We start from the raw sequence: 12598 nt of genomic DNA on the forward strand, positions 1-12598 counted from the left end.
CGCACTCCCCCGGTTGAAAATAATCGTCCAAATCAAAAAGGCGGGAATAATCTTGCGCGGTGGCGTCAAATAATCAAGATGCAACTTGATCATGCACAGCTTTGACGAGTGAACCTGTATTCGCCCTCGTGTACGGCCAGTCATGCCGCCTTGCGCGCGAGCAATTGGCCAAGTGGTGTGCCGGGTTGGGCGACGGCCGCCTCCAGCAGCGCGACGAGATCCGTCATCCATGTGTCGACCGTGCCGCCGTCGAGCAGCTCATGCTTGTAATTGCATGAACCGGTGATTCCGGTCGGACGCTCCTTCAGCATCAGCGACAGCCAGGTCTGGTCGATCGGCAGCACCGGTTGGCCCTCGCGCGCGACGTTTCCGATCGATTGCACCGCAATCTCCGGCAGATCGAGCGGCTGGCGCAGCGGATTCTGCAGCGTGAAATAGACCTGGAGCAGCGCGGCCGGGTCGATCCCCTCCCGCTCCAGATGGTCGGCCAGCAGGTTGAACGGCAGCTCCTGCCGTGCATGCGCATCGAGCACGCTCTGGCGCACCCGGCTCAGGGCCTGCGCGAACGACAGATCCGGCGTGATTGTCGTGCGGACGATCACCGTGTTCTCGAACGGGCCGACGATCCGGTCGGTGTCCGGCTGGGCGCGATTGGCCATGGCGGTGGCGACCGAGATGTCGGTGCGGCCGGTCTGCGCCAGCAGCAGGGCCTTCAGGCCAGTCAGCAGGCACATGAACAGCGTACCATTGTGCTGACCGGCGAACGCCGTGAGTCGTGCGATCAGATCTGGCTCGAGCCCGACCGGATGGTGCCCGGTGGATGCGCCGGGCGCCGCTTTGCCGTCGAAGATCGGAGCCGCGCCGCGCAGATTCTCCGCCCAGTCGGCGGCCTGGCGGCGGGCCGCGTCGGTGCCGCACCACCAGTGCTGCCAGCGTGCGACGTCCGAAAAGGCCGGCGGCGGCCTCAGTAGCGGTACAGCCGGGCGCCCGGCCAGCGCCGCATAGCGGCTGGACAATTCCTCGAACAGCACGCCGATCGACCAGCCGTCGGCAACGGCATGATGCAGCGTCATCAGCAGCACGTGGTCATCGGCATGGAGCCGTAACAGCCGCGCCCGCAGCAGTGGCGGCCGCGCGGTGTCGAACGGGGCATAGGTCTCCTGCTCGATCAGCAGATCGATTTTTCTGAGCTCGAGCGCCTTGCGCCGCTTGTTGTTGTGCGGCCGCCCGTCGCCGATGAGCTCGACGGAGAGGACGGGCCCAAGCTCGCTGGGGGTGGCGATGCGGCTGACGGGCTCTTCGCCGTTCCAGCCGAAACCGGTCCGCAGCGATTCGTGGCGGCGCACGATGTCGCCGAATCCTTGTGCGAGGATGGCCGGATCGAGCGGGCCCCGGAGACGGAAGGCAAAGGGCAGGTTGAACAGCGGCAATCCCGGCAGGTTCTGCTCGATCCGAATCATCTGGTCCTGCGCGATCGAGAGCGTTGGCGGCCCGCTTTCGATCAGCCGCGACATGCTTGCGGCAGGCTTTTGCGGTTTCGCCGCCACGGCCTCGTCGACCCGACGGGCAAGCTCTTCGACCGTCGGCGCCTCGAAAATGGTCTTGATCGGCAGCGACACGCCGAGCGCACGGGCGACGCGCGCCATCGCCTGGCCGGCCAGCAGCGAATGGCCGCCGAGATCGAAGAAATTGTCTGTCACTCCGAGGCTCTCGACCTTCAGCAGGTCGATCCAGATGTCGGAGAGCACCTTTTCGGTGAAACGCCGCGCCGGCACGGCCGCATCCGGCGCGGAGGTTTCCTGTTGTGGGGGCGCCAGCAGCGCGGCGCGATCGATCTTGCCATGGGCATTGAGCGGCACCTGGTCCAGAAACAGGAAGGCGGACGGAATGGCATGGCCGGGCAGCCGGCTCTTCAGGAATTCGCGCAGTTCGCTGGCGCTGACCCGGCTGCCGGGCTCGGCAACGATATGGGCGATCAGCCTGACATCGCCGCCGGCCTCGCGGCGCGGTTCGACGATGCCGGTGCGCACGTCAGGATGATCGGTAAGCGCGTTCTCGATCTCCTTGAGCTCGATGCGGTAGCCGCGGACCTTGACCTGATGGTCGGCGCGGCCGAGGCATTCGATCGTGCCGTCCGTGCGGCGTCGGGCGAGGTCGCCGGTGCGGTACAGCCGGCCTCCCGCCTGGCGCGAAAACGGATCGGGCAGGAAACGCTGCCGGCTCTGCGCGGGATCGTTGACATAGAAGCGGCCGACTCCGGCGCCGCCGATGCAGAGCTCGCCGGTCACGCCGACCGGCTGCGGCTGGAGGTTTGCGTCGAGCACGTAGAGCTGGGTGTTCGGCAGCGGCGCGCCGACCGGAACGTTGCCCGTTGCGGTCGCCGGCGCCTTGGTCAGACGATGCAGCGACACGTCGTCGGAACATTCCGACGCTCCATAGGCATTGATCAGCGGCACTTTCGGGCAGCGGGCGAACCAGGCGCGGCAGAGATCGACCGGCAGCGGCTCGCCGGTCGAGATCAGGAGCCGCAGCTTCGCGAAGGCGCGCTGGACCCGTGCCTCGTCCATGCGGTCGAGGATCACACGCAGCAGCGACGGCACGATCTCCAGCACCGTGATGTCTTCGCGCTCGATTTCCCGCGCGAACAGGATCGGGTCCTGCACAATCGCGTTGCTGCAGACATGGACACGCGCGCCGACCATGGGGCCTGCGAGAAACTGCCAGACGGAAATGACAAAACTCTGCGGCGCGGTCTGCGCGATCACGTCCTTAGGCGACAGCTTCAGCTCGGCAATCAGCGACGCCAGATGGTTCGACAGGCCGCGCTGCTCGATCATGACGCCCTTCGGCGCGCCGGAGGAGCCGGACGTATAGATGAGATAGGCAAGGTTTGAAGCTGCGCGCCGCGCGGCGCGGGCCGGCTTGGTCGCCCCTGGCGCGATGGTGTCGTCGAGTTCAGCCACCTGGATGCGCTCGACCAGCGGCTCGAGCAGCGCCTCGACCATGGTCGATTGGGCGCGCCCGGTCAGCAGCACGCGGGCGCAGCTCGATCCGAGGATGGTCGTGAGCCGCGCAGTCGGCTGGTCCGGATCGAGGTTCAGGAAGGCCGCGCCCGCGCGCTGCACGGCGATCATGGCGGCGAGCAGATCGGGGCCGCGCTCGGCGAGCAAGGCGACCACCGTCTCGGGCCCGACGCCCTCGCACAGGAGCCAGCGCGCGATCGCCTGGCTGCGGCGCGCCAGTTCGCGATAGCTCAGGGACGCGCGTCCGTCCGACACCGCGATCGCGTTCGGCGTCTTCTTCGCTTGGCGCTCGAAGCGTTCGCTCAGATTGCCGCGTGTGGCGAAGTTGGCCGGCACGCCGTGGCCTTTCGCCAGCAGCTGCCGGCGTTCGGCCTCGGTCAGCAGCGGCAGGCGCGAGATGCGCTGTTCCGGATCTGCGATGACGGCCTTGAGCAGCGTCTTGAACTGCGCGGCCATGCTTTCGATCGTTGCCGCGTCGAACAGATCGGTGGCGTATTCGAAGAAGCCGGTGAATCGCCCGTCGGCCTCGACCAGTTCGAGCGTGATGTCGAAGCGCGCCACCTTCGGGTCCACCTCCAGCCGTCGTGTCGACAGGCCGGGGAAGCGTGCCGCCTCGATCGAGGCGTTCTGGAGGATGAACATGATCCGGAACAGCGGATTGCCGTCCGTCCTTCGCGCGATCTGCAGCGCGCGCAGCACCTCCTCGATAGGGAGATCCTGGTTGCGGTAGGCATCCAGCGTCACCTGACGCACTCGCCGCAACATTTCGCCAAAGCTCGGATCGCCGCCAAAATCATTGCGCAGGATCAGGGTGTTGGCGAACAACCCGATCAGGCGCTCGCTCTCGATCTGGTTGCGGTTGGCGATCAGCGATCCCGTCGCGACATCTTCGTGCGAGGTGTGGCGGAACAACAGGCACTGGAAGGCCGCGAGCAGGGTCATGAAGGGCGTGACGCCCTGGGCCTGGCTCAGCGCGCGGACGCTGCCCGAGAGTATCCTGGAGAACTCGATATAGTGACGGGCGCCATGACCGCTCCAGATCTCGGGCCGTGGCCGGTCGGTTCGCAGCGGCAGCGTGGTGACGCCCTCGAGCTGCGCCCGCCAGTAATCGAGCTGCTCCTTCGCCGTCGGCGTCTGAGCCCAGCTCTGCTGCCAGAGCGCGAAGTCGCGATACTGGAAAGCCGGCGAGGGCAGCGCCGCCACGTCCTTCTTGTGGGCCGCGGCATAGTGGGCGGCGAGTTCCTCCCAGAATAATCGCTGCGACCAGCCGTCGGTGACGAGGTGATGGACGTTGACGACCAGCGCGTGGCTGGATTTGTCGAACGACAGCAATGTGACCTTCAGCGGCGCTTCGCGTGCCAGATCGAACTTGTATTGCGCGAGCTTGAGTGCCTCGCGGCGGAGGATTGCCGCCCGCTTGTCCGCAGGACAGGGCTTGAGCTTGATCCGCTCGAACCGCGGCGGGGATTGCAGCACGCGCTGCGCCGGCTCGCCCTGCCGTTCGATGAAGACCGAGCGCAGCGCCTCGTGACGCGCGCAGATCGCGGTGAGGCTTGCAGATAATGCGGCGACGTCGACCAGGCCTCTGAGCACTGCGACCTCGACGACATTATAATTGTAGCGCGTCGGATCGAGCCGCGAGAGCAGATACATCCGCTGCTGCTGGAACGACAGCGGCGCGTCGGCTGCCGCCGCTTGGCGCCACGCCGGCAGCGTCGTTTCGCGACGGGCTGTGGCCGTCTCGATCCGGGCCGCAAGCGCGGCGACCGTGGCGCAATCAAAAATGTCCTCGAACGAGAAATCGACGCTGAAGCGTTCGCGCAGGCGCGAGCGCATCTGTGTCACCGCGAGCGAGTCCGCGCCGAGCGCGAACACATCCTGATCGATGCCGACCTGCGGCAGCTCCAGGAGACCGGCCCAGATCTCCGCGAGCTGCGTCTCCAGCGCATTGCGCGGCGGGTGCGTCTCGCCGGCATCCGCCGTCTCCGCGATCAATCCGGCCAGCGCATTGCGCTTGACCTTGCCGCTGCCGCCTTTCGGCAGCGCGGCCACGCTGCGGATCAGGCTCGGCACCTTGTAGGCAGCAAGACGCTTTCGCGCGAACTGGCGCAACTGGTCCGAGCTCGCCTCGGAATTCGGCCGCAACACCACGACGGCGGCGACGTTCTCGCCGAGCTTCGGGTGCGGGACGGCGAACACGCCGGCCTCCAGCACCGCCGGATGGCCGAGCAGCACGTCCTCCACCTCGAGCGGCGAGACCTTCTGCCCACCGCGGTTGATGACGTCCTTGATGCGGCCGACGATGAAGAGATAGCCGTCGGCGTCGAGATAGCCGAGATCGCCGGTCCGGAACCAGCCGTTGCGGAATGCGGCCTGCGTCGCCGCCTCGTCGTTATGGTAGCCACGCGTCATGTTCGCGCCGCGCAGCACGATCTCGCCGTGCTCGCCGCCCGCAAGCGCACGGCCTGACTCGTTCATGATCGCGATCTCGGGGCCCGCGGCGCGGCCGACCGATCCGACCTTGCGCAGCTCGAACGGATTGGCCGCGATCTGCGAGGCCGCCTCCGTCATGCCGTAGGTCTCGAGCACGGGAACGCCGAACGTCGCCTCCAGTCCGGACAGGATCGCGGGCGCAAGCGAGGACGAGGCCGAGCGGATCACGCGCAGCGACGAGGCCCGGACGCGGCCCGGGTCAGTTTCCGCTGCCGTCAGCAGCGCGCGATGGATGGTCGGCACCGCCGTGTACCAGGTCGGTTGCAGCTCCCGCATCCAGCCGAAGAAGGACGAGGCGTCGAAGCCGTCGGTGCAGATCACGCTGGAGCCCGCGGCGAGCGCGGTCAGAAGACCGGAGATCAAGCCATGGGCATGAAACAGCGGCAGGACGTTGAGCAGGCGATCATGGGATGTGAGCGACAGCACGCGGCCTGCATTATAGGCAGAGAGGCACACGTTGCGATGCGTCAGCGGCACCATTTTCGGCCGCGCCGCCGTGCCCGACGTCAGCAGGATGAAGGCATCGTCGTCGCCGCGTGAGGCACCGCTCGCGTTCGCCGGTCCGACGGTCGGGCCCATGAACTTGCAGCCGCCGAGATCGTCCTTCGGCCCCGGCACGAAGTCGATCACGGCGAGACCGAGCGCCTTGGCGACGTCGCGACTGGGCGAGTTCATGTCGGCGCGGGTGACGAGCGCCGTCAGCTTCAATTCGCTGAAATAGCGTTGCAGCTCGTCCGCGGTCAGGTCGGGATTGACGGGGATGCAGGCGCAGCTTGAGGCGACCGCGATCAGCGCCAGCGCGCTGTCGGCGCCGCGCGGCAGCGCAACAGCGATCCTGTCCGCAGGCGTAATGCCGAGCCCATGCAGCGTGCGCACGAGATCCTGCGTCCGCTCGCCAAGCGCGCCGTAGGTGAGGGCCGGCCGGCCAGGGGCGAGAATAGCGGGCGCCGCAGGAATCCTGCGGGCGTAGAAGTCGAGAAGGCCTCCGATATGGGAAAAGGCCTTCGTTTCGAGGCTCGCGCCGACCGATCCCGCTCCGGATGCAATGTCCGACAATGCCATTCCCTTTTGATCTGATTGGGCTATTCTTCCCAAGAGTTAGAGAACGCGTCCAGTCTGAGGTGAAGTTCGGGCCCCAAAATCTGTGGTTGAGGGCCCCAAAGCCCTTCGACGGAGTGATGGTCGGGCAGAATCACCATGCTGGAGAATGAGGCAAGCACGGCAACGGAAAGCGGGTTGAAGCGCTGGCTCGAGGGTGTCGGTCTCGGCCACTATTCCGATCTGTTCGCGCAGCACCGCCTCGATCTCGACGTCCTGGGGGATCTCACCGAGGCCGATCTGGTCGAGCTTGGATTGCCGCTTGGCGATCGCAAGCGGCTCCAGCGGGCCATGGCGGCGCTGTTCCGGGCTGAAACGGCGGAGGCCCCGGCGGCGGCACACCCGCAGGCCCGGGCGGAGGTCGGTGCCGAGCGGCGCCAGCTTACCACCATGTTCTGCGACATGGTCGATTCCACCGCGCTCTCGGTGCAGTTCGATCCGGAAGACGTGCGCGACATGATCGCGAGCTTCCGCGAGACCTGCGTCCGTGTGGTCAAGCATTACGAGGGCTTTGCCGCCCGTTTCGTCGGCGACGGCATCCTCGTCTATTTCGGCTATCCGACCGCACATGAGGACGACGCCGAGCGCGCGGTGCGTGCGGGGCTCGAGATCGTGCGGGTGTTGTCGACCGCGCGCGCGATCGAGCCGCGCGGCGCGCTCAGCCATTCGCCTGCCGTCCGCATCGGGATCGCGACCGGTCTCGTCGTGGTCGGCGATCTCGTCGGGCAGGGCACCGAGGAGCGCGACTCCGCAGTCGGTGAAACCGTCAATCTCGCCGCGCGGCTGCAAGCCCTGGCGCCGCCCAACGGCGTCGTGATCTCCGCCTCGACGCAGTCGCTGCTGAAGGGAAAGTTCGACTACCGCGATCTCGGCGTCCATGCGCTCAAGGGCATCTCGGAGAAGGCGCAAGCCTGGCACGTGATGCGCGCCTCGCGGGTGGAGACCCGCTTCGCCGCGGCGATGGGCGCGCGGCTGACGCCGCTCGTCAACCGCGAGGAGGAGATTGCGCTGTTGATGGGCCGCTGGCAGCAGGTCAAGGGCGGCGACGGCCAGGTCGTGGTCAAGTTCGGCGAACCCGGCATCGGCAAGTCGCGCATCATCCAGGAAATCTTCGAGCGGATATCAGGCGACCGGCATGCGCAGGTCTCGTTCCAGTGCTCGCCCTATTACACCTCGACCGCGTTCTATCCGTTCGCCGAGCAGCTCAAATTCTCCCTCGGCCTCGACCGCGAGGATGCCTCCGCGCTGTCGCTGGCGAGCCTGGAGACCGCGATCGCCGCCGCCCATGGCGACATCGAGCAGGTCACGCCGCTGTTTGCCGCGCTGCTGTCGATACCAACCGGAGGCCGCTATCCGCCACTCGACCTGTCGCCGCAGCAGCAGAAGGATGCGACCGTCGCGGCGCTGGTCAGTCACTTCCTCGGCCTCGCGCGCGAGATGCCGCTGGTGATCGCGTTCGAGGATCTGCACTGGATCGATCCGACCTCCCGTGAAGTCATCGACCTGCTCGTCGACCAGGTGCAGAACCGGCCGATCCTGGTCATCATCACTGCGCGCTCCGAATTCCAGCCGAGCTGGAACGCGCATTCGCATATCACGACGCTGGTTCTGAACCGCCTGAGCCGGCAGCTGCGCACGACGCTGGTCGAGCGCGTCGCGGGCCGCGAGCTTCCGAAGGAGGTTGTCGAGGAGATCATCGTCAAGACCGACGGCGTGCCGCTGTTCCTGGAAGAACTCACCAAGACTGTTCTGGAATCCAACCTCCTGACCGAGCGGCACGGACGCTACGTGCTGTCGGGCCCGTGGCGGCAAATGGCGATCCCGGCAACGTTGACGGACTCGCTGATGGCGCGGCTCGACCGGATGGGCCCGTTCAAGCGGATCGCGCAGATCGGCGCCACCATCGGCCGCGAGTTCTCCTACGAGACGCTCCAGGCCGTGGCCAACACGCCGGCGGAGCAGATCGAGGCCGCGCTCAACCATCTGGAGGAGGCCGGGCTGGTCATGCGGCGTGGCCATCCGCCGGATGCGCTCTACTCCTTCAAGCACGTGATGATCCAGAACGCTGCGCATGCGAGCCTCCTGCACAGCGAGCGCCGCAAGCTGCATGCGCGCATCGCGCAGGTGCTTAGCGAGACGTACCCGGAGAGGACCGATCGCGAGCCGGAGCTGCTGGCCCATCATCTCACCGAATCAGGCCAGAGCGAGGGTGCCGCCAGCTTCTGGCTCAAGGCCGGCAAGCAGGCGGCCAGGAGCGGCGCCAATCTGGAGGCGATCGGTCATCTGCGCCGGGGCTTGAGCGTCGTGCAGGCCAATGCGCGCATGCAGGGCGCCGACGAGATGGAGCTCGAGCTGCGCATCGCGCTCGGCAACGCGCTGATCGCCGCCAAGGGCTATGCGGTGCAGGAGGTCGAGGAGAACTACATCCGCGCGCTCGAGCTCGGCCAGCAGCTCGACGACGACGAGAAGGCCTTCGCCGCGACCCGCGGCCTCTGGGTCTGCCATTTCATCCGTGCCGATCTCACCCGCGCGCACGATCTCAGCGTCGAGCTGTTGAAATTCGCCAAGCGCCAGCGGTTCAACGAGCGGTCGCAGCCGGCACAGCAGACCGGCTATCTGATCGAGGCGCACCGTTCGATCGCGATGACCATGCTCTATCGCGGCCGTTTTGCCGCCTCGCAGCATCATCTGCACCGCTGTATCAACCTCTACAGCCCCGATCTGCATTCCGATCTGATGGAGCGGCACGGCACCGATCCGGGCGTCGTCTCGCTGTCCTATCTCGGCTATCTGCTCTGGTTCCTCGGCCGGCCCGACGCGGCGCGTCAGCACAGCGAGCAGGCGATCGCCAATGCCGAGAAGATCCGCCATCCCTTCACGCTCGCCTTCGCGCTCGTGTTCGGCGCCTATCTCTGCCAGCATTTGCGCGACGTCGAGGGCACGCGCGACCACGCCAACCGGGCCATGATCATCGCCACCGAGCACAATTTCCTGCACTGGAAGCAGCAGGCCGCGATCCTGCGCGGATGGGCACTGACGCAGCTCGGCGAGGCCGACGAAGGTCTCAGCCAGATGCGCTTCGGCCTCGACGAATACGAGGCGATGGATTCCTGGCTCGCCGGTTGCTGGTTCCGCTGCCTGCTGGCTGAAGCCTATGCCAAGGTCGGGATGCGCGATGCCGCCTTGCGCGCGCTGGACGGCGCGCTCGCGACCGCGCGGCGAACCGGCGATCATTCCTACCTCGCCGAGGTCTATCGCCTGCAAGGTGAGATCACGCTGTCGGGCGGCGACCCGGCCTCCGCGCAGGAGGCCGAGGACCTGTTCGGCCTGTCCTTGGAGGTCGCCCGCAAGCAGGGTGCGCTGTCCTGGGAGCTTCGCACCGCCGTCAGCCTGGCACGCCTGTCGCAGCAGGCCGGCAGGCGTGAGCACGCACGTCTGCTGCTCGTGCCGATCGTGGGCAGGTTCAGCGAAGGTTTTTACACGCCGGACCTGAAGCAGGCGATGCAGCTGGTCAACGAGCTCGATGCGGACGTGCCGGTTCGTGAACAGGCCGATGCGGCGAGATGAGCGATCTTGCCGCCGCGCGTGCGCGCTATGTGGAGTTGATTGCCAGGCGCGAGCGAATTTCCTCCAAGCGTCTGCTCGACGCGCTCGCTGCCGTTCCGCGCGAGGATTTTCTGGCCAGAGGCCCTTGGCGTATCAAGAGCGAGGCGGCGCGCAGCTACCGGCTGACGCCGGACGCCGACCCAGTTCATCTCTATGACAATGTGCTAGTCGCGATCGACGCGCGCCGCAAGCTCGACACCGGCCTGCCGAGCCTGTGGGCCCATCTGATCGACGTGCTCGAGATCGGTCAGAAAGACGACGTCGTGCAGATCGGCTGCGGCCTCGGCTATTTCTCGGCGGTGCTGGCGGAGATCGTGGGTCCAAGGGGCAGGGTGCGTGCGATCGAATGCGACGAGCGGCTTGCCGCTCGCGCTGCAAATTACCTTCACCCATATCGCAACGTTGAGGTCGTTCACGGTGACGGCTGTGAAGCGCTCGACGAGTCCGCCGATGTCATCATCGTCCACGCCGGCTTTTCGCACCCGCATCCGCTCTGGCTCCAGTCGCTGCGTCCGCGCGGGCGCCTCCTGGTGCCGCTGACGCAGCGGGATCGCGAAGGCGCGGTGATCAAGATCAATCGGAGGGGCAAGGGCTTCGAGGCCGAGGCGGTGCAGCAGATCCGGATATTCCCCGGCCAGGGCCGCGGCATGACCGCGCTCGACGACCGCGTCGCCGACTGGTGGCAGCGCGCCGCCGCTCTGGCGCCGCTGCGCTTTCGCAGGCTCGAGCAGGGGCTGCCGTCGGATGGCTAAGTCGTTAAAAATACGACGTTTTATGTTCTTCTGGCATTCGCCGTTGAATACATGGAATATATGAATTACATATTTCGCGGTTTTGATGTGATCTGGTGAGGCATGCGGGATCTAAAGGAGTTCAGTGCGCAGGATCTGCAAAGGCGGTTAGGCGAGGTCCAGGACGCAGCCCTCGTTGCACCGATTGCGATCACGCATCGCGGTCGCCGGCGGCACGTCATGATGTCCATCGATGAGTTCAACCGCCTCGAACAAGCCGCCAGCGCGAGGGTCTACAGGATCGGAGAACTGCCCGCCGATCTGGCGGAGGATCTGGCCAATGTCGAGATGGATTCCCGGCATGATCATCTCGACAAGCTGCTGGACTAGGTGACGGCTTGAGCGAGCAATTGCCGGCACCTGAACCGGGCATGGTCGTTCGCTTCGATTATCAATGGGCCCGCAGCGTTCGCGACCGGCTCGTCGAAGAGTTGAAGAACCAGCGGTTGAAGATGGAGAATGTGCGCTATCTGCCGCCACGTACGAGGTCGTAGCTGTCCGGCAGACTCTCGAAGCAAGGCTGCCGTCGGATGGCTAACGCTTCGTTTCATTTTACCTTGATTCCGTTTGTGAGTTTCCAGCATCTCGCGGTGCGGCTATGAGTGCGGCCAGATCGCCATTCGAGCGCGCCCAATGCATTCCGTTGCCCTGCTGACTGCGAGCTATGCCAAGGATATCGAACGCTTTTCGCTGCTCAGCGAGAGCATCGACACCTGGCTGACGGGATACACGCGGCATTATGTTCTCGTTAACGATGAGGACGTGCCGCTGTTCGCGCGCTTCGCGTCCGACAAGCGCGTCATCGTTCCGGCCTCGCGTTACTTGCCGAAATGGCTGTTCGCGCTGCCGCCGGCGCTCCAGTTCATCAGCAAACGACGCGTCTGGCTGTCGCTGCTGTCGTCGCCCGTGCACGGCTGGCACATCCAGCAGATCCTGAAGATCGCCGGCGTCCTCAATGCGCCCGAGCAGCGCGTCTGCATCCTGGATTCGGACAATCTGTTCTTCCGCGAGTTCGACGTCGGCCGGTATGCCGGGGCTGAGAAGACGCCGCTCTTCGTCACGCGCAAGGGGATCGACGCCGACCATCCCTTGCATGTGCTGTGGCTGCGCACCGTGGATCAGCTTCTCGGTGTCAAGGAGCGCTCGTTCCCGGCCGACGATTATGTCGGCAACGCGCTGGTCTGGGACAAGGACACCGCGCGCGCGATGACCGACGCCATCAAGTCGGCGACGGGCCTGAGCTGGGCTCTGGCGCTGTGCCGAATGAAGAAGTTCTCGGAATACCTGCTCTACGGAAACTTCGTCGCCAGTTCGCCGACGCATCTGGCGGCCCATCGGGTGACGGAAGACAGCATCGCGGTGTCGCACTGGGACGACACCCGCCTGGACCGGTCGGCGATCGAGGCGATGATGCGCGCAGCTTCCCCCGAGCAGGTCGCGCTCTGCATCCAGTCCTATTCGTCGACCTCGATCGAGGATATCCGAGACGTGTTCAGGCTGAACTCGGCTGACAGGCGCAGTCCGAGCCTGGCTCCCGATCAGATCGGGGACGCACCCGCGTTCGAGACGCCGAAGGCAGGTTAGCCT

6 protein-coding genes are annotated in these 12598 nt (G+C 66.0%); 5 read left to right on the forward strand and 1 reads right to left on the reverse strand.

What is annotated here, in order from left to right; genetic code table 11:
* Nucleotides 1-140 precede the first annotated feature (140 nt).
* Nucleotides 141-6578, reverse strand: coding sequence for a non-ribosomal peptide synthetase (locus tag GGD63_RS25615; protein WP_183245931.1), 6438 nt, complete (start codon nucleotides 6576-6578; stop codon nucleotides 141-143).
* Between the two features lie 135 nt (nucleotides 6579-6713).
* Here GGD63_RS25615 and GGD63_RS25620 point away from each other — a divergent pair, with 135 nt between their 5' ends.
* From GGD63_RS25620 to GGD63_RS25640, 5 genes are all read left to right on the forward strand, one after another.
* On the forward strand, nucleotides 6714-10181 hold the full coding sequence (locus tag GGD63_RS25620; RefSeq protein ID WP_183245932.1) for an AAA family ATPase: 3468 nt from the start codon (nucleotides 6714-6716) through the stop codon (nucleotides 10179-10181).
* On the forward strand, nucleotides 10178-10972 hold the full coding sequence (locus GGD63_RS25625) for a protein-L-isoaspartate O-methyltransferase (protein ID WP_183245933.1): 795 nt from the start codon (nucleotides 10178-10180) through the stop codon (nucleotides 10970-10972). The genes GGD63_RS25620 and GGD63_RS25625 overlap by 4 nt, the downstream gene beginning before the upstream one ends.
* 102 nt (nucleotides 10973-11074) lie before the next feature.
* Nucleotides 11075-11341, forward strand: coding sequence for a type II toxin-antitoxin system Phd/YefM family antitoxin (locus tag GGD63_RS25630; RefSeq protein ID WP_183245934.1), 267 nt, complete (start codon nucleotides 11075-11077; stop codon nucleotides 11339-11341).
* 8 nt (nucleotides 11342-11349) lie between these two features.
* Nucleotides 11350-11505 (forward strand): hypothetical protein, encoded by a 156-nt coding sequence (locus GGD63_RS25635; RefSeq protein WP_183245935.1) that lies wholly within the window; start codon nucleotides 11350-11352, stop codon nucleotides 11503-11505.
* Between the two features lie 139 nt (nucleotides 11506-11644).
* Nucleotides 11645-12595, forward strand: a complete 951-nt coding sequence (locus GGD63_RS25640; protein ID WP_183245936.1) for a DUF6492 family protein — start codon at nucleotides 11645-11647, stop codon at nucleotides 12593-12595.
* Nucleotides 12596-12598: the final 3 nt, after the last annotated feature.

The sequence above is a fragment of the Bradyrhizobium sp. cir1 genome, from assembly GCF_014198245.1.
Taxonomy (GTDB): domain Bacteria; phylum Pseudomonadota; class Alphaproteobacteria; order Rhizobiales; family Xanthobacteraceae; genus Bradyrhizobium.

Excerpts from the sequence above, each read along its gene's own strand:
- GGD63_RS25615 (WP_183245931.1), bottom strand. The coding sequence starts at position 6,578 with ATGGCATTGTCGGACATTGCATCCGGAGCGGGATCGGTCGGCGCGAGC.
- GGD63_RS25620 (WP_183245932.1), top strand. The coding sequence starts at position 6,714 with ATGCTGGAGAATGAGGCAAGCACGGCAACGGAAAGCGGGTTGAAGCGC.
- GGD63_RS25625 (WP_183245933.1), top strand. The coding sequence starts at position 10,178 with ATGAGCGATCTTGCCGCCGCGCGTGCGCGCTATGTGGAGTTGATTGCC.
- GGD63_RS25630 (WP_183245934.1), top strand. The coding sequence starts at position 11,075 with ATGCGGGATCTAAAGGAGTTCAGTGCGCAGGATCTGCAAAGGCGGTTA.
- GGD63_RS25640 (WP_183245936.1), top strand. The coding sequence starts at position 11,645 with ATGCATTCCGTTGCCCTGCTGACTGCGAGCTATGCCAAGGATATCGAA.